The following is a 17,936-nucleotide window of genomic DNA, read 5'->3' as shown; positions in this document are numbered from 1 at the left end:
TTCATCCTTGATCAGGGTTTGCGCTGCATGAGCTTGTTCCATTGGGCTTTCTGGCCGTTGCTCTGGGACGCCGGTGGCTCGAACAACTGGCAGGGCGGCGGGTTTGCCGGGCACATGGCGGCCACCTGGGCCCAGGTCTGGGCCGGGTCCGGTCTGGCGATGCGGAAGTTGGTGTAGTTCTGGCTGACGATGGGCGCATTGGCGACGCTGGCGTCGCCGGAGAAATAGAACGATTGCGGCTGCCGGTAAGGCGGTTGCCCCGTCATTTTCTTGTAGAAGGCGTAGCCGAACAGGATGGGGCCTTGAGGGGAGTCAACGTCCAGGGCGTAGGCCTGCACGCTGCCATCAAGATGCTTGCTGCGCTCGGCGCTGTAGGGCAGGTGCTGGACGAAGTCTTGCCGGGGCGGGTGATTCATCGGCGAAAACATGCAGCAGGCCGGCATGTCCTTGGGGCGGTCCTGCGGGTAGGTCAGGAAGTACGCCTTGTTGCCCAACGACACGAACGAACAGGTGTAGTTGTTGTTCTTGATCGGGAAGATCGGCAGGCAGTATTTCTCGTAGTGTTCCATCATCGCGCCGAAGCCGTCGCCATCGGCCGGGATGTAAGTTGTGTCGTAGTAGCTGGTGCCGCGCGACACGGTGTAGTCCGCCGGGACGAGGGTGCTGGGCGGATTGCTGTAGGGCGGCGGGTTCTTCTCGTAGTTGTGCATCACCCGGTACATGGTCCAGTCACTGATCCAGAACGCGGGGAAGAATGGATCGGAAGGGTCACCCGGTGCGCGCTTGGCGATGCAGTTGCCGTTCTGTTCGTTACAGCCCTCGGTGTTATGTACCCCCATGGTGAAGTACACGGCGCCGCTGTCCTGTTGGGCGAACAGTGGGGGGCTCAGCAGCAAGATCGACAGCAACAGTCGATTCAAGATGGTTTTCATAGGACACCTCCTGTGAAGTGCCGGGTGGCGGACGCGCCACCCGGTCATCCCGCGTGAAACGTCAAAGGTTGTTGTAGTCGCTCATCGAGAGCTTCTTGGGCGGAAAGTTGAGCTTCACCAGACGCTTGGCCCACAGCTCCAGTATGGCGCGGCGGCTTTGCGACAGGTCACGGGTGATGGGCATTGCGAGGGTGCTTTCTTCCTGGTTCGGCTTGCTGATCAAGATGATCAACTGATCGACGGCGCCCTCCACGCGCGTGCGGGAATCGAGCGGCATGTATTTGTTCATGATGGGGTAGAGGTAATAGAAGGTCTGCAGGACTTTCGGAAAGATGAAGGTGTTCCATATCTGCTCCGGAGCGTCCGTGGACGTGCACATGCCATTCCAGGTGTCGACGAATTCCTGTTGCAACGGCATGTCCAGGGGCAGGACCCGGATGGGCGCGAGGAAGTCGACGAAGGCCTGGGTGAGCGGAAAGCTGAAGGGAATGACCGGTTTTTTGTCATTCTCCTGCACGAAGAAGCGCAAGGTAGGGAAACCCGGCGCCACGGCCCGGCAGGTGATCTGGGCGATACCTTGGGCATTGGTGGTGATGACGGCATAGGAGTAATGGATGCTGGCTTGATTGTCCTGCAGTGTTCCGATGCCGATGTGAGGGTTTTCGAAGACCAGGCAAGGGCGCAGGTTGACGGCGACCGGTGTACCGGAAACCTTGAGAAAGTCCTGATAAGCGACTGGGTTGCCCACGGGTTTGGGCACGTCCTCCAGGTCGGTCAGCCGGCGACCGCTGCCAGTGCTGCGATAGGGCACGACCGTTGACGCGTCGGTGAACTGCGGCAGCCAGGCCGTGTTCTTGGTACGGTCCGGCGGGTTGTCGTAGAACAGCGTGAAGTCGGCTGCGTTACTGAACGCCAGGTAATAGTCGCTGGTGGTCACCATGTAGGGATTGCCGTACTCCGCCACATACAGCGTGGTGTCGGCGGCCGGCTGACCATTGTTCTGCACCATGATATTGAACGTCTTGCGCTCACCGACGTCGATGAAGCTGCCGCTCTCGATCACCTCGGCGGTCCATGTCTGCTGGGTGGCGGCGACGGTCTGGGGAGCGCCGTACAGGCCCAATTGACGTAGAATCAGGGGACCGGATTCCAATATACCCTTGGTATAGTCATCGAGGGAGATATCGAGGATACCCGAGCGCTGGTTGAAGGCAGCCTGCCGGTATTCCGCGAAGCTCAAGATGACCGCCGGCTTGAATTTTCCATCCTTTTCGGCGCCCAGGTGGTAGGTGCCGGCATTGTATTTTTCCGGAACGGGGATATCAGCCGTGTCATCCACTGGATAGCTCGGAAAGGTATTGCCCAGGTCAAGTGACAGGGTGTAGTCGTTAATCTGTGCTGAGATCACCCCCAACTGGACTTTTTCTGTCTTCTGGGAATGTGCTTTGCTCATCGACACCGCCTGATCGGGCACCAGGCGCAGCCCGCCAGGAGCGGTGGGGTATTCATTGGCGAACCACAGGCCCAGGACCGCCGAGGTGCAGCTGTAGGCAGGGTTGAAGAAAATCTCGTTGACGTTTTTCAAGCCTTTGTTGTACAGATCACGCACTTTCGCCATGACGTTCGGGTCGTTGGAGCGGGTGTTCACGCTCTGCGGGTAATCATTGAATATGCCGTTCTTGTCGTAGCAGGTCAGGTAGACGCAAAAGCGGAACATCAGGCCCTGCGCCCCTTGCTGCTCCATCTGTTGCTGGAGGTTGGCCAGCAGGGACGATTTGCCGATCACCCATTCCAGGTTCTCCTTGGGGAAGCAGGTCTGCCAGGTGGTGCTGACGTTTACCAGGCCACCCAGAGCCCCCCAACTGAAGTTCAGGAAACGGTCCATCATCCGGTACTTGCGGTTGAGGGTCAGGCCGCAGGACGTCCCCCCCAGCACCAGTTTGTCGAAATACAATGCGGTGAACGTGTTTTGCCATGGGCTGATATCCACGAAGCGCGCAGGGGTCTGGGCTGCGCTGCCCAGGGGGCTGCCGAGCAACTGGTAGGGCGTGCCCACCAGCGGATCCTGGTTGATGTAGGTATTGGCCTTCAGCTCGCCGCCGATGACGGTCGACTTGGTTTTCCCGTAGTTCACCAGCCCGCAACCGTTGTCGCCGAACAGATCCCATTCGGCGGGCATGTACGGGTCATGCTTTGGATTGATATTGCCCGGCACCTGCTGTACGTAGGTCGGCATGTTGGCCATGTACTGGGTGGAGAGGGTCCATGGCATCAGTGTGTCGGGGGCATTTTGGCGGTCGATGCCGAAGTGCTTCACGAACGGCCAGTTGATGTCCATCGCTACCGCGTCATACAGCGGGAACATGTCGTTGTTATTGGCCGTCGGCGGGTTCCAGAACATTTCGCCGTTGAGGTAGATGCGGGGAAAATTCAATACGCTCATGTCGTGCTCTCCTTAGCGTTGCCACTGGGCGCGTTTCAGCGACCAGACGAAATCCAGTTTGTTGTAACCGGTGAAGTCCTTGTCCGGCAGCGGCTTGGTGGGGTAGGTGAGACCGCCTTGGGTCGGGATGGCGAAATTGAAGTAACCGTCGTTCTGCGAATAAGCGGCGGTGCTGTGGCAGGCCAGGCAGGACGACGTGTCCTGGAATGCCGATTCCAACTGCGAGTTCGCCAGGACCTGGGTAATGGGTTTGAACTCCACGCCGATCAGCTCGTACTTCGACAGCGCCGGGTTATTGGCCTGGAACTGGTTATTGACCGGTATGGCATCCGGTGTCGGCCCGGTGAGATTTTTCATCGGCTTGGGTGGATAGCCCTTGGTCACGGTGTACTTGTGGTTATTGATGTTTTCGAAGGTGGTCCAGACCCAGTTGGCGTCCAGCTTGTTGACGACATGCAAACCACTCAACGCCGCATAACCGACCTGGTAGCTATTGCCCACGGCGTAGTAGGCCTGGGCCACGTAGTAGCCATCGTTTTCCAGCTGCGTCTTGTAGTTCGCGTCCGCGCCGATCCACAGCCAGGCGGCTTTCAACTCCCAGGCCGTGGCCGGAAAGTTCAGGTTGCTCGACAGGGCGTCCTGGCCATTCATGTTGTAGACATTGTTCTTGACGATGTAGTCGTAGGTGTCCTGGCCCATCAGCAGTTGAAAGCGCACGACGAGACCTTTTTGTGCCTCAGGTACGGCTTTGCCTCCCATTTCCAGGCTCTGGCCGTCGACTTGCTGGGTGGCATTGAGGTTGTGCAGCAGACGGTTCGGGTCCAGTCCCAGGGCTTTGGCTTGCCTGAGCACCTCGCCCGGTGGGCTCATGCGGCTGTCATACGTACCGGGGTTGACGCCGTTGGCCAGATAGACCTGGTCGGAAGGCTTGAATAACTCCCACTGGCGGTTGTAGCCCCTGGTGCCGGCCTGGTTCAGGCAGACGAACCAGTTCCAGGCCATGGTCTCGGGGCTTTGGTTGAACGCTTTACGCGTCGCGTCAGCGTCTGGCCCGAAGGTGAGGAAGTTGCTGCAATCAAAGCTATTGGTGTCCTGTGCCTGAGCCAAACCGGCCAGGGCACTGAGAACGGTTATGGAAATGGCTCGCCGCATGGAAGCTCCTTGGCATTGGCCGTGTCGGTAGGAGAGCGCCCCAGGAAGTGTTCCAGGAGCAGTTGCTTCACCGCCGTGGCCGCAAGTTGCTGGGGCAACGGCAGATCACAATTGGTAATGAGCAGCGGGCCGGTTTGCGCGCTGGTTGGCAGGCGGCCATGACTGCCGCGGATCAATCCGGTGTCCAGCGGAATCAGGTCCATGTAGTAGCGAAAGCCGAGTTTTTTCTGCAACAGGCGGCGCGCCACTTTCAACGTGGGGAAACGAATGGCGGGGTCGATGAACAGCTCCAGCGGGTCGTAGCCAGGCTTGCGATGGATGTCCACGGTGCGGGCGAAATCCGGCGCCTTGCGGTCGTCGAGCCAATAGTAGTAATCGAACCAGTAGCCCGGCGCCGCGACAGCCACCAGTTCACCGCTGCGCGGGTGATCCAGTTGCCAGGCGCGTTGCTCGGTTTTATCGAGCACTTGCTCGACGCCGGGTTGTCGCTGTAACAGTGCCTTGACCTGCGCAATGTCCCGCGCCTGCCGCACGTAGACGTGGGCAATCTGGTGATCGGCCACGGCAAAGGCCGCGCTGGCGCCTGGGTCGAGCAGTTCCCAGCTCAGGGACTGGCGCACCTGCAACAGGCCTTCCGAACGCAACAGGCGGTTGATGGACACCGACTGGTGGACGGCTTCGATGCCGTATTCAGAGAGCAGCATCACCGCCGCGCCTTGTGCCTGGGCAAAGTCCAGCAGGCGACCCACTTCGCTGTCGATGGCCCGGACTTCATCGTCGATGGACGGATCGTCGGGGCCGAGGCGTTGCAGGCTGTAGTCCAGATGAGGCAAGTAGATCAATTGCAGGTCGGGCCGGTTGATTCCGAATTCGGCGATGGCGCAATCGACGATCCAGCGGCTCGAGGCGATGCCGGCCGCCGGCCCCCAGAAACTGGGAAACGGAAACTGGCCGATCTGCTGTTCGATCCGCTCATGCAGGCTGGCTGGCGAGGAATACAGGCCGAACAGCTTACGGCCATCGGCGGGGTAGTGCGGACGGGGGGTGATGGCGGCGTCCACCTCGGCGTACATGTTGTACCACCAGAACAACTGGCTGCAGCGAAACCCGGGCAGTCGGCGCTGCAGCGTATGCCAGATCTTTTCACCCTGGACCAGAGCGTTGGGTTGCAGCCAGAACCGCACTTCCGCCTGGTCGCGAAAATACCAGCCATTACCGACGATGCCGTGCGCCGACGGTGCCTGCCCAGTCAGGATCGAGGCTTGTACCGTGGACGTGACGGCCGGGAATACCGGTTGCAGGTAGGTCATCCTGGCCGTCTGCAACAGGGCATTGATATGCGGCGTCGCCGCACCGAGCAGCGCCGGCGTCAGCCCTACCACATTGATCAGCAGCAGCGGTTGACGAGGGTGCTCAGCGTGCATTGGCGTACACCTCCCATGACTGGGAATGCAGCAGTTGCCGGTGGCGCAATTGCTCTTCGACCCAGTGCAGTTCCCTGGCGATGCCCTGGAGCTGGGCCTGGGCGGTGGCAGGGCGCAATGGGGCAGGCAGCACGCCCCAACTGTAAGTCTCCACCTCAAGGACCGGGCGAAAATCCCCATGGTCGGCAATAAAGTCGAAGGTTCGTGACAGGGCGTCCTGGCTGCCGCTGAGCTCGGGCAACAGCAAATGCTCGCTGAACAGCGGAATGTGGAAATGGATTCTCAATTCGGCGTGTTGCTGCGGATGGTCTGCGTAATCGCCGAGGGCGATGGGCAGGTCGGCCCAGGCTTGTAAATGCGCCTGCTCATCCTGGGCTTTCACTTGGTGCAGATAGGTGGTTTCAGCGAAGTCCGCCAGGGTGTCGAGCACCTGTTCGCGCCGATCGGGGGCCTGGGGCAGGCGGCAGATCAGGGCGTTGGACAGCTGGATCTTGCCAACGGGCACCCCGGCCTGACGCAGCCGGTCCAATGACTGATAGCAATCCTCGAAGACCACGGCCTGGTGGCAGACGTCGAAACACAGCGCCAGATGGCTGCAGTGCGGGTCCCTGGCCTGCAGGCGATGGAAGAAGGCGATGGCCTGTTCGGTGTTTTCCAGCACACAGTCTGGTTCCATCTCCAGGCAGAACACGATTTTCTTGCCCGTCTCCAGGTGGAGCCGGGCGAGGGAGGCTGTGAGCTGGCGTAGCTGATGCTCGGCCCGCTGCTGCAAGTTCCCGTTCCAGTGGGCGGCATAGCCCAGGGGCACGGTGGAAATCACACCTTGGGCACAATCCGATGGCAACGCCTGGGTGAGGATCCGCGCCAGATTCAAGCTGTACTCCAGCCGTCGCGGATCGGCCCAGTGGGGCAAATAGACCCCGGCTTTCACCGCGCCCTGATGAAACTGGCCGTAGGGAAAACCATTAAGGGATGTCAGGCGCAACCCGTTGCATCGCAGCAGGTGGAGAAAGTCCGTGCGCGCCGACGCCTGTTGCAGTTCCCGCGCCGCGAGGGCGCTGATCCATAGGCCGCTGTCCTGTTCGTCGAGCCCGCGCAGTCTGCGAACGGCCTGGAAATGCTCGGCGATGGACGCGCGTAGCGTGGCCAGGTCCGGTGTCGGGTGCACGTTGCTGCAATAACCGAGCTGTGCGGCATGCCAACCGGTCGCGACCGTCATTTGATCACCGGTTCCTGGCCTCGCAGGGCTGAGTTGTCTTGCCACTGTTTGCGCTGATCGATGGGCAGCGGTTTACCGACCAGGGCCTTGTCCAGTTGGCCGCTCTGAGCAAAGAAATCCACCGGGTTATGGAACAGCACCTGTTCCACCTGGGCCTCGCTGAAGCCGGCCGCGCGCATGGCTTCGCCGGTCTTGGGCACCTTGAGCGGGTCGCTGATGCCCCAGTCGGCGGCGCTGTTGACCACCATCTTTTCCGTGCCGTACTGCTGGAGCAACGCAACCATGCGCTGCTCCGACATCTTGGTGTTTGGGTAGATGGAGTGGCCGCGCCAACAGTCCGTGTCCAGCACCAGGGGCAACGTCAGCTCGTTGAGGTGGTCGATGATCACCAAGTGTTCGGCGATGCCGACCTCGCGAATCACCGCCAGGGTGCGCTTGGTGCCGCCGATTTTGTCCCGGTGCGGCGTATGGACCAGTACCGGCAGGCTGAACTGCTTGGCCAGTTCCAACTGGGCGGCCAGGAAACGGTCTTCTTCCGGGGTAATGTCGTCATAACCGATCTCGCCCACCGCCACCACGCCGTCCTTCACGAGGTAGCGCGGCAGGATCTCCAGCACCTCATTGGCCACCGAGAGGTCGTTGGCCTCCTTGGGATTCAGGCCGATGGTGCAGAAATGGTGGATGCCGAACATGCTGGCGCGAAAGCGTTCCCAACCCAACAGCATGTCGAAATAGTCGATGAAGCTGCCGACGCTGGTCCTGGCCTGGCCTTGCCAGAACGCTGGCTCTATGACGCCGGTTATGCCGGCGGCCGCCATGTTCTGGTAGTCGTCCGTGGTGCGGCTGACCATATGGATATGCGGGTCGAAATATTTAGGCATGATGCATCCTCATCAATAGAGCAGGGGATCGTCGGACGGCTAGGAGGCGGTCAAGTGCTCACGCCATTGCGGCGGCAAGCGTTGCTGTCGGGCCAGGCCTTCCAGGCGCTGGCGCTGCGCCGGGCTGAGCAAGTCGAAGGCAATCGCCAGGGGCAGCCCGGCCGATACCGTACGCCCGGCCGCGAGCTGTTCGGCCAGCAGGTCGAGGGCCAGTTGGTTGAGGGCGACGCTCTGGCGCTGCTCCAGGCCGAGCAGACGGCGTATATCGAGCCCCATGCCCAGTGCCTTGAGCACCAGTTGATAAAAGGCCCGGTCGTCGTAATGGCGCGACGGATAGAGGGTGTCCAGGGAAAGGGCGGCGAACACCTGGCTGTTGCTGGTACGCCCGGCTTGCAGCGCAAGCTCCACGCACAGCCCCTGGCTGTCGAGCCAATCGAGGGCTTTGAGCAGGGCGATCTTTTCCTGATCGTCGCCCCACAGGAACAACTGGCGCAGCAAGGGCAGCTGGCCGGTGGCGGGTTGCCGTTCCAGCACCTCGGCCAGCAACAGCGCCCGCGCCAGCTGCACATGGCTCCAGCCCGTCCCGTGGGTCCACCTGTCTTGCTTGAGGCCTCGCTTGCACTGGCTGCTCAACAGCGCCGCGCTCGTGGCATCCGGGCGTTGGGTAAGCTGTTCCAGTGCCTGGCGCCACCACCGCAAGCCGGCCTCGTCGAGGTGCTGGAGGAAGGCCTGGCGCTGTTGCTCCAGGCAGTCCCGGCGCATTTCAAGAGCCGTCGATGACGACCCGGCAACGTCCTTGTTCATGTCGGTTTGATCCAGCGTTGGAAGTGGGGAAGCAGGAAAAACACCAGGACACATGACAGGCTGCCCAATGGCTGGTCGGCTACCGCCAGCACCAGGGCATCGAACAGCGGCAGGGCCGCCAGGCCAGCGCCGATAAACGCACGGACCTGCCGTTGTCGGGGGTTGGCCAGATGACGCCAGTAGTGCCAGCCCAGCCAGCCAAGCCAGAGCAGCAGCACTGGCCAGAACCAGGGGTTATCGTTATGAATTGCCAGGACTATCGGGCTCAGCATCAGGACCAACGGCAGGCGGTTGAGCAGTTGGTTGCGGTGTTCCTGGCGAGCCAGGTAAGTCAGGCCGCTGATGTAGACCCCCAGCAGCATGGCGCAGAGCCAGATCGGCGCCGGTGGAACCGCCAGGCTGGTGGCTGCCACGAGGTAGAGGGCCGAGCGACAGGCCCCCATCAGCCAGACGCTGTGGGCGTACTTCTTGTGCAGCAGGTTGTAGCCCAGGATGCAGGCCAGTAGCAGGAGGGCGCTGCCCAGCAGCCAGTATGGCTGATCGATCAGCCGGCTCAGGCCCAGCACGGCAATGGCGGCCAGCCCCAGCAAGAGGGCGCAGGCGAGCCCGACCTGCTGTCGGCTGGCCAGGCCGAGGGTGATGGGGCGCGGGTTGTTGTGTCGCTGGTCCCAGTCGGCGTCCAGCAAGTCATTCAACAACATGCCGGCCAGGTACAGCATCGACAAGGCTCCCAGCAGCAGGATCCACACGGCCGAAGACGGTGGCGCCAGAGCCCCGGCACTGCTCGCCAGCAGGGCGGCGGCGAGGGTGTTGGTCCATACCGTGGGCAGATTGGAAACCCGGCCCAGGGTCATCCAGGTTTTCAGGTCCGGCAATGCCTGGCTCATTGCACGCAACCCTCGCTCAACGCAGGGGCCGGATCGGCGAGACCGGACAGCCGCCGTAGCGCCTGCTCCATCCGCGTGGCGTCGATCTCATGCACATCCAGCGATTCGCCGATCCGGCTGAGCATGGGAATGGACAGCTCGCCGCCCAGGTGCTGACGGAACTCTTCCAGGCCCAGCAACAGCAGCGAGCGGCCTTGTGGATCCTTCAGGCTCAGTTCCGGTGGGTTCAGGCTGAAGCCGAGCCTGAGTAGCAGGCCCACGATACGCTCGGCGTCGGCATCGCTCAGCAGGCCCAGAATATTCGCGTAGAGACCATCAAGGGCGATGCCCACCGCCACCGCTTCGCCATGGCGCAACCGGTGCTGGCTGAGATTTTCCAGCTTGTGGGCGGCCCAGTGCCCATAGTCCAAGGGGCGGCCGTTACCGCGTTCGAAGGGATCGCCGGCACCGGTGATGTGGGCCAGGTGCAGCTCGGCACAGCGGCGGATGGCATGACGGCTGGCCTGGTGATCGAAGCGGGCCAGGGCGTCGGCCTGTTGCTCCATCCATTGAAAAAACGCCGCGTCCTTGATCAGCGCCACCTTGACCGCCTCAGCCAACCCGGCGATCTGGTCGCGCCGGCCCAGGCTGGTCAGCAACTGAAAATCGTTGATGACGGCGGTGGCGGGATAGAACGCCCCCAGCAGGTTCTTCTGGCCGAAGGCATTGATGCCGTTTTTCACGCCGATGCCGGCGTCGTTCTGGGCGAGCACGGTGCTCGGGAGGCGGATCAGGCGAATGCCCCGGTGGAAGGTTGCGCAGGCGTAACCTACCGCATCCAGTACCGCCCCGCCTCCCAGTGCCAGCACATGGCAATGCCGATCCAGCCCGTGGTGCAGCATGTCGGCGTAGAGCCGCTGCAAGACGTGTGCATCCTTGCTCGACTCACCGGCTGGAACCGCAATGGGCGCAGCCCGCAGGCGCAAATCCGCTGGATGGCTTGCGAAGTAGGCACCGATCTGTTCCAGCAGTGGGGGATTGCTGCGCAGCAACTGTTCATCGGCGAACACCAGCACCGTCACCGGCTTGTTTTGATGGGCGGTGAGCTGGCGATGCAGGCAGGGATTGGAAGGATCGAACACGTGATCGGTGAAAACCACCGGGTAGTCGTAGCTGACCTCGAAACGCCCGTGCAGGGGGTGCTGTGCGTCGCGCTTGCGAAAAGCCTTGAGCAGACTGTAGCCGGCGATGAACAAGCCGGGCAGGACCATGCTGGCCAGGATCGTCACCAGCAGGACATTCTGTTCGACGAGTAAAGTACCGATGGCGGCGTAGGCCAGGGCCAGGCCGGCGTTGGCCAGCACGATCACCGGTACGAAGGCTCGCAGCGGATAGCGCTGCATGCCCGCTGCCACCACCGAGGTTTCCGCCAGCACTGGCACCCCCCGCAGGCAGACCAACGATAGCGTGCCCAACCGGTACCCCAGCTGTCCCGGCTGACGCTGGTGCAGGCCCAGTCGCCCGGATAGCAGCTGGAAGTAGCCGGCTCCCAGGGCATATCCCAAGCCGGCCCCCAGGCACAAGCCGACGAAAATCACCAGGTACCCGCCGACGCTTCCCAGGGTCGCCACCGCCAGCAGCGCCACCAGGCTTGAAGGCACCGGCAGCACCACGTCCAGGGCCAGCAGGGCGATCAGCAACAGGGCCAGGTTGAGTTTTTGCGAGGCAGTCGAGGGCAGGTACAGGTGGAGATGGGTCAGGAATGCCTGGATCTGTTGCTCGAACAACAGGAAGCTGGTGATCACCAGGCCACAGAAGCAGAGCAATGACAGCCAGAAGGGCTTGGCTGGTCCTTTTTTCGAGAGCGCACGATACCACCGGCTGTGCTTCATCAAGCATCCCTCTTGTTGTCTTTGACTGATTCCGTGTCAACTTTTCAAAAGCTATGTCGGCTGGTTTTCGGGTCGATAGGCGGTCTCGTTTTCGGTGGGACCCGCTGCGGCGGGTTGCGCTTGGGAAGACAATTCTGAATCTAGTCGGCCATTGTCGTTTTGCAAGGCCATTTGATGGCAATGTGATTTTTCAATGGAAGGATGATGGCCATCGTCAACCGGGCTCGCTCTCGCAGCGGGGCCAGAACGAAAACGCCGCTCGCCAGGTCGGAGCAGAGGAAGGCGCCGGCGTTGCCGACTTCTTCGAGGGTGACGTTGGGTATTGCGAAGGGGGCGAGGTACGGAGACAGCCGCAGTAAGCAGCGATGTTGGTATCGGTGTAACCCTATAACTATATACCGCACCAAGGGATTAGGAGATACGGAGAATGAGTCTTCGCATCGTGTGATGCCGGCTCATAACCGCAGCTTTATCTCTAATTTGACTTGATGGGTACTCGTATGAACATCGAACTGCCTCCGACATTTGTTTATCCCGATAATTTCGGCACTTCACGTGGAAGTGGTAGAGGCCTCCCAAACCCTGCACCCATGGCGATGATTGGAACAATGATTCAACAGCGTAACATGGCGTATGAAAGAGGGCATTGGCCGCAGATGGTGCAACGTCATCTCAAGGCCATGCGCAACAACAGGCCTGTTCGCTATGGGTTGGACGGCATCATTCTTGGTGAGCTGAAAGTCGTTCACGGAGCCGATTTGCTAATGTTGAGGAATTCAAAACTTAGCACCGCAGATGCGTGGAAACTCGGGATCAAGGAAGGGGCAAAGATCCAGAACACCGAGCAGTTGGCCATCGAGCAGGAATTCTCCGGTGGGATCTTCACGCCCTTCAAAGCGTTTGGTCACTGGTTATTAGGGAAAGGGAAACCTGTCAGTGTTCGACTGGAAAGAATCGGTATTACCCCTGCTCCAAACAAAATTCCAGATTTGATGGCGATTATAAATACCGCAGGGGTTGGGGTCACTACAGTCAATCTCAAAGTTCCCTATTCCACGGCTCAGGACTCAAATGTCGCACGGATTTATCTTGGAAACATTACGCTTCAAATTACCGGAGCCGTTACACGATATACATCGGGTACTCTCAAGTTCGCCGGCAAGGTTAAAGCGTTCTCGGATCGTTATGATGCCAATGCCAGCAGTCATCGAGCTGCATTTGATGAGCATGCCACCAGCGCGCTTCGTGAAGTGGGGAGAGTGGCCAACGCTCGAGACTATGAAATTCGAATAACTGGCGAATTGCCCATCAATTTCTCTAGGTGAACAGCAATGGTAGGACGAGGGAAAAAAATATGTCTGGCTGTTGCTTCGGTGTTGGGAGCGTGTGCGCTGATGGTTTTTTTTGCGCTGGATGGTGTCACGGAAAATCCCAAGAATTTAAGTGATACTCAGGGTATTCCTGCAGCAACGATGTACACCGTCATTCTGATAATCATGACTGCCGCTTCGGTGGTTCTGACGGGGCTGGGTAGTCTGTTTCAAAAGCTTCTAAGCAGCCGGCCCTTTCAATGGCGCATTGGCGTGTATGTGCTTACCAATGCTTTGCTTTTCCTGACGTCGCTCCTGGGTACCTTCGTCGCCGCCATCTATACGTACTACAGCATCGCGGGTGTATTGGGGGGATTGTTATTTGCGCTGTCTGTCGTTCTGATACTGATCGGTGTGCCACGGAAATCGGAATGAAAAAAGCCGCTCGCCTTTTGCAGGACGAGCGGCGTTTTTTCGTGCCCGCCGAAGATTACTCTTCGATGTTGCCCATGGCGGTGGTGTTGAAGCCGCCGTCCACGTACATGATTTCGCCGCTGATGCCCGACGCCAGGTCCGAGCAGAGGAAGGCGCCGGCATTGCCGACTTCTTCGATGGTGACGTTGCGACGCAGTGGGGTCTGCGCTTCGTTGGCGGCCAGCATCTTGCGGAAGTTCTTGATGCCGGAGGCGGCGAGGGTGCGGATCGGACCAGCCGATACGGCGTTGACGCGGGTGCCTTCCGGGCCCAGGGAGCCGGCGAGGTAACGTACGCCGGCTTCCAGGGAAGCCTTGGCCATGCCCATGACGTTGTAGTTCGGCATGGTGCGCTCGGCACCCAGGTACGACAGGGTCAGCAGGCTGCCGTTGCGGCCCTTCATCATTTCGCGGCCGGCCTTGGCGAGGGCCACGAAGCTGTAGGCGCTGATGTCGTGGGCGATGCGGAAACCTTCGCGGGTGGTGGCTTCGGTGAAGTCGCCGTCCAGTTGGTCGCCCGGGGCGAAGCCCACGGAGTGCACGATGCAGTCCAGGCCGTCCCACTTTTTGCTCAGTTCTTCGAAGACCTTGGCGATTTCTTCATCGCTGGCCACGTCGCAGGGGAAGCACAGTTCAGGGCTCGAACCCCAGCCTTGCGCGAACTCTTCGACACGACCTTTGAGTTTGTCGTTCTGATAAGTGAAGGCAAGCTCAGCGCCCTCGCGATGCATGGCGGCAGCGATGCCGGATGCGATGGACAGCTTGCTGGCGACACCGACGATCAGTACGCGCTTACCGGCGAGAAAACCCATGTGTTGCTCCTCTTTCAGGTTATTCGGCAGCTGTTGGGGCCAGGAAGGCGGCCTCCAGCAACTGCTGTGTATAGGGGTGTTGCGGCGCGGCGAATATGCTGCGGGCATCACCTTGTTCGACCACTTGGCCATGCTTGACCACCATCAATTGGTGGCTCAGCGCTTTGACGACAGCCAGGTCATGGCTGATAAACAGATACGTCAGGTTGTACTTGCTTTGCAGCGACCGCAACAGCTCCACCACCTGGCGTTGCACGGTACGGTCCAGGGCCGACGTCGGTTCGTCCAGCAGAATCAACGCCGGCTTGAGCACCAGGGCCCGGGCAATGGCGATACGCTGCCGTTGCCCTCCGGAAAATTCATGGGGGTAGCGGTTCCGGGTTTCCGGGTCCAGGCCTACCTCCTTCAGTGCCGCGATTATCGCCTGTTCCTGTTCCGCTTCGGTACCCATCTTGTGGATCCGCAGGCCTTCGCCGACGATCTGGCCCACACACATCCGGGGGCTCAGGCTGCCGAACGGGTCCTGGAACACCACCTGCATCTCCCGTCGCAGTGGCCGGACCTGTTGCTGGGACAAGCTGTCGAGCTGCTTGCCTTCGAACCGGATCCCGCCCTGGCTGCCGATCAACCGCAGAATCGCCAGCCCCAGGGTAGATTTGCCGGAACCGCTTTCGCCCACGATGCCCAGGGTCTGGCCCTGGGGCAGGCTGAAGCGGATCCCGTCCACTGCCTTGATGTAATCCACGGTGCGCTTGAACAGGCCTTTCTTGACCGGGAACCAGACTTTCAGGTCCTCGACCTCCAGCAGCGGCGGGCCGACAACGTTGGCTGCCGGGCTGCCGCTGGGCTCGGCGGCCAACAGTTCCCGGGTGTACGGGTGCTGTGGCGCGCGGAACAATTGCTCGCACGATGCCTGTTCGACGATGCAACCGCGCTGCATGACACATACACGATGCGCAATTCTTCGCACCAGGTTCAAATCGTGGCTGATGAGCAGCAGCGACATGCCCAATCGGGCCTGCAATTGCTTGAGCAGATCGAGAATTTTCAGCTGGACAGTGACGTCCAGGGCGGTGGTCGGTTCGTCGGCGATCAACAGTTCCGGCTCGTTGGCCAGGGCCATGGCGATCATCACACGTTGGCGCTGGCCGCCGGACAGTTCATGGGGCAGGGCCTTGAGACGCTTGTGGGGCTCGGGGATGCCCACCAGCTCCAGCAACTCCAGGGTCCGGCGGGTCGCGACCTTGCCGACCAGGCCCTTGTGGATGCCAAGCACTTCGTTGATCTGCTTGCCGATGGAGTGCAGCGGATTGAGGGATGTCATCGGCTCCTGGAAAATCATCGCGATCCGGTTCCCGCGGATGTGGCGGATGGTCTTTTCCTTCAGGCTCAGCAGGTCCTGGCCGGCATATTGGATGACACCGGTGGGATGGTGAGCCAGCGGGTAGGGCAGCAGCCGCAGAATCGAGTGGGCGGTCACCGACTTGCCCGAGCCGCTTTCGCCCACCAGGGCCAGGGTCTCGCCACGCTTGATGTCGAAACTGACGCCCTCGACCACCCGCTGGTTGCGTTGACCCGCGATGAACTCCACCGACAGGTCGCGTACTTCGATCAGATTGTCCTGGTTCATGTCACTTCCTCGGATCGAAGGCATCGCGAGCGGACTCGCCGATGAACACCAGCAGGCTCAGCATGATCGCCAGCACGGCGAACGCGCTGATGCCCAGCCAGGGCGCCTGGAGGTTGGATTTGCCCTGGGCCACCAGTTCGCCCAGGGACGGTGCGCCGGCCGGCAGGCCGAAGCCGAGGAAATCCAGGGCGGTGAGGGTGCCGATGGCGCCCGTGAGAATGAACGGCATGAAGGTCATGGTCGAGACCATGGCGTTGGGCAGGATGTGGCGGAACATAATCGCGCCGTTCTGCATGCCCAAGGCTCGGGCGGCGCGCACGTATTCCAGGTTGCGCCCACGCAGGAACTCGGCGCGCACCACGTCCACCAGGCTCATCCAGGAAAACAGCAGCATGATCCCCAGCAACCACCAGAAATTGGGCTGGACAAAGCTGGCCAGGATGATCAGCAGATAAAGCACCGGCAGCCCCGACCAGATCTCCAGGAACCGCTGGCCCGCCAGGTCGACCCAACCACCGTAGAACCCTTGCAGGGCCCCGGCGATCACGCCGACGATGGAACTGAGCAGGGTCAGGGTCAGGGCGAACAGCACCGAGATGCGGAACCCATAGATGACCCGCGCCAAGACATCGCGGCCCTGGTCGTCGGTGCCCAGCCAGTTTACCGAGGAGGGCGGCGCAGGAGCCGGCACCTTCAAGTCGTAGTTGATGCTCTGATAGCTGAAAGGAATCGGCGCCCATACCACCCAGGCATTCTTGGTCGCCAGCAGTTCACGGATGTACGGGCTCTTGTAGTTGGCTTCCAGCGGGAACTCGCCGCCGAAAGTAGTTTCCGGGTAGCGCTTGAGGGCCGGGAAATACCAGCCGCCGTCGTAATGCACCACCAGCGGCTTGTCATTGGCGATCAATTCGGCGCCCAGGCTCAGTACGAACAGGATCAGGAACAGCCACAGCGACCACCAGCCGCGCTTGTTGGCCTTGAACAACTCGAAGCGACGGCGATTGAGGGGGGACAGGTTCATCTCAATGCTCCCGGCTTTCGAAGTCGATGCGCGGATCGACGAAGGTGTAGGTCAGGTCACCGATCAGTTTCACCACCAAACCCAGCAGGGTGAAGATGAACAAGGTGCCGAACACCACCGGGTAATCGCGATTGATGGCCGCCTCGAAGCTCATCAGTCCAAGGCCATCGAGGGAAAAGATCACTTCCACCAGCAAGGAGCCGGTGAAGAAAATGCCGATGAACGCCGAAGGGAAGCCGGCAATCACCAACAGCATCGCGTTACGGAATACGTGGCCGTAAAGCACGCGATTGCGGGTCAGGCCCTTGGCTTTAGCAGTGACGACGTATTGTTTGTTGATTTCGTCAAGAAAGCTGTTTTTGGTCAGCAGGGTCATGGTGGCGAAGTTACCGATCACCAGCGCCGTCACCGGTAACGCCAGATGCCAGAAATAGTCGAGGATCTTGCCGCCCAGGGTCAGTTCGTCGAAGTTGTTGGAAGTCAGCCCCCGCAACGGGAACCAGTCGAAATAACTGCCGCCGGCGAACACCACGATCAGCAGGATGGCAAACAGAAACGAGGGGATTGCATAACCGATGATGATCGCCGAACTGGTCCATACGTCGAAGTGACTGCCGTGGCGCGTGGCCTTGGCGATCCCCAGGGGAATAGACACCAGGTACATGATCAGTGTGCTCCATAGCCCGAGGGAAATGGACACCGGCATCTTCTCCTTGATCAGGTCAATGACCTTGGCGTCGCGGAAGAAGCTGTCACCGAAATCCAGGTGGGCGTAGTTCTTGATCATGATCCACAGGCGTTCCGGCGCCGACTTGTCGAAGCCGTACATGCGCTCGATTTCCTTGACCAGTGCCGGGTCCAGGCCCTGGGCGCCGCGATAGGCGGAACCGGCCACCGACACTTCCGCGCCGCCGCCGGCGATGCGGCTGGTGGCGCCTTCGAATCCTTCGAGCTTGGCGATCATCTGTTCCACCGGCCCGCCGGGCGCGGCCTGGATGATGACGAAGTTGATCAGCAGGATGCCGAACAGCGTCGGGACAATCAGTAGCAGCCGCCTCAAGATATAAGCCAGCATCG

15 protein-coding genes and 1 pseudogene are annotated in these 17,936 nt (G+C 60.6%); 2 read left to right on the top strand and 14 right to left on the bottom strand.

Features of this window, described 5'->3' with window-relative positions:
- Nucleotides 1-11: 11 nt before the first annotated feature.
- From LCU97_RS17610 to LCU97_RS17565, 10 genes and pseudogenes are all read right to left on the bottom strand, one after another.
- On the bottom strand, nucleotides 12-932 hold the full coding sequence (locus LCU97_RS17610; protein ID WP_053153896.1) for a hypothetical protein: 921 nt from the start codon (nucleotides 930-932) through the stop codon (nucleotides 12-14).
- A 61-nt stretch (nucleotides 933-993) separates the two neighbouring features.
- Nucleotides 994-3,375: a hypothetical protein gene (locus tag LCU97_RS17605; RefSeq protein WP_232777321.1), complete on the bottom strand. Its 2,382-nt coding sequence runs from the start codon at nucleotides 3,373-3,375 to the stop codon at nucleotides 994-996.
- Nucleotides 3,376-3,387: 12 nt separating this feature from the next.
- Nucleotides 3,388-4,527: a hypothetical protein gene (locus LCU97_RS17600; protein ID WP_232777320.1), complete on the bottom strand. Its 1,140-nt coding sequence runs from the start codon at nucleotides 4,525-4,527 to the stop codon at nucleotides 3,388-3,390.
- The gene (locus tag LCU97_RS17595; protein WP_232777319.1) at nucleotides 4,506-5,951 is read right to left on the bottom strand and encodes an alkaline phosphatase family protein; all 1,446 of its coding nucleotides are present in this window, start codon (nucleotides 5,949-5,951) and stop codon (nucleotides 4,506-4,508) included. The genes LCU97_RS17600 and LCU97_RS17595 overlap by 22 nt, the downstream gene beginning before the upstream one ends.
- A complete protein-coding gene (gene eboE / locus LCU97_RS17590; RefSeq protein ID WP_232777318.1) occupies nucleotides 5,941-7,170 on the bottom strand; it encodes a metabolite traffic protein EboE in 1,230 nt (409 codons plus the stop codon). Before eboE ends, LCU97_RS17595 begins: the two co-directional genes overlap by 11 nt.
- Nucleotides 7,167-8,051, bottom strand: coding sequence for a TatD family hydrolase (locus LCU97_RS17585; RefSeq protein WP_053153882.1), 885 nt, complete (start codon nucleotides 8,049-8,051; stop codon nucleotides 7,167-7,169). The genes eboE and LCU97_RS17585 overlap by 4 nt, the downstream gene beginning before the upstream one ends.
- A gap of 39 nt (nucleotides 8,052-8,090) precedes the next feature.
- A complete protein-coding gene (locus tag LCU97_RS17580; protein ID WP_232777317.1) occupies nucleotides 8,091-8,855 on the bottom strand; it encodes an EboA domain-containing protein in 765 nt (254 codons plus the stop codon).
- The gene (locus LCU97_RS17575; RefSeq protein ID WP_232777316.1) at nucleotides 8,852-9,742 is read right to left on the bottom strand and encodes a UbiA family prenyltransferase; all 891 of its coding nucleotides are present in this window, start codon (nucleotides 9,740-9,742) and stop codon (nucleotides 8,852-8,854) included. Before LCU97_RS17575 ends, LCU97_RS17580 begins: the two co-directional genes overlap by 4 nt.
- Nucleotides 9,739-11,613, bottom strand: a complete 1,875-nt coding sequence (locus tag LCU97_RS17570; protein ID WP_232777315.1) for a 3-dehydroquinate synthase — start codon at nucleotides 11,611-11,613, stop codon at nucleotides 9,739-9,741. Before LCU97_RS17570 ends, LCU97_RS17575 begins: the two co-directional genes overlap by 4 nt.
- 251 nt (nucleotides 11,614-11,864) lie before the next feature.
- Nucleotides 11,865-11,930 (bottom strand): annotated as a pseudogene (locus LCU97_RS17565) (hypothetical protein); the annotation flags it as partial.
- A 183-nt stretch (nucleotides 11,931-12,113) separates the two neighbouring features.
- Between LCU97_RS17565 and LCU97_RS17560 the strand changes: the two are divergent.
- Nucleotides 12,114-12,938, top strand: a complete 825-nt coding sequence (locus tag LCU97_RS17560) for a lipid II-degrading bacteriocin (RefSeq protein WP_053153870.1) — start codon at nucleotides 12,114-12,116, stop codon at nucleotides 12,936-12,938.
- A gap of 6 nt (nucleotides 12,939-12,944) precedes the next feature.
- Nucleotides 12,945-13,358, top strand: coding sequence for a hypothetical protein (locus tag LCU97_RS17555; protein WP_232777314.1), 414 nt, complete (start codon nucleotides 12,945-12,947; stop codon nucleotides 13,356-13,358).
- Between the two features lie 55 nt (nucleotides 13,359-13,413).
- On the opposite strand, the gene fabI is transcribed toward LCU97_RS17555, so the two are convergent.
- From fabI to LCU97_RS17535, 4 genes are read right to left on the bottom strand one after another with little or no spacing between them, the layout of a single operon-like run.
- Nucleotides 13,414-14,208 (bottom strand): enoyl-ACP reductase FabI, encoded by a 795-nt coding sequence (fabI, locus tag LCU97_RS17550; RefSeq protein ID WP_053153864.1) that lies wholly within the window; start codon nucleotides 14,206-14,208, stop codon nucleotides 13,414-13,416.
- 19 nt (nucleotides 14,209-14,227) lie between these two features.
- The gene (locus LCU97_RS17545; protein WP_232777313.1) at nucleotides 14,228-15,838 is read right to left on the bottom strand and encodes an ABC transporter ATP-binding protein; all 1,611 of its coding nucleotides are present in this window, start codon (nucleotides 15,836-15,838) and stop codon (nucleotides 14,228-14,230) included.
- Between the two features lies 1 nt (nucleotide 15,839).
- Nucleotides 15,840-16,859, bottom strand: coding sequence for an ABC transporter permease (locus tag LCU97_RS17540; protein WP_053153858.1), 1,020 nt, complete (start codon nucleotides 16,857-16,859; stop codon nucleotides 15,840-15,842).
- A 1-nt stretch (nucleotide 16,860) separates the two neighbouring features.
- Nucleotides 16,861-17,934: a microcin C ABC transporter permease YejB gene (locus LCU97_RS17535; protein ID WP_053153855.1), complete on the bottom strand. Its 1,074-nt coding sequence runs from the start codon at nucleotides 17,932-17,934 to the stop codon at nucleotides 16,861-16,863.
- Between the last annotated feature and the right edge of the window lie 2 nt (nucleotides 17,935-17,936).

The sequence above is a fragment of the Pseudomonas uvaldensis genome, from assembly GCF_021271205.1.
In the GTDB taxonomy this organism is placed as follows: domain Bacteria; phylum Pseudomonadota; class Gammaproteobacteria; order Pseudomonadales; family Pseudomonadaceae; genus Aquipseudomonas; species Aquipseudomonas uvaldensis.
This window is presented reverse-complemented; position numbering and strand designations above follow the sequence as displayed.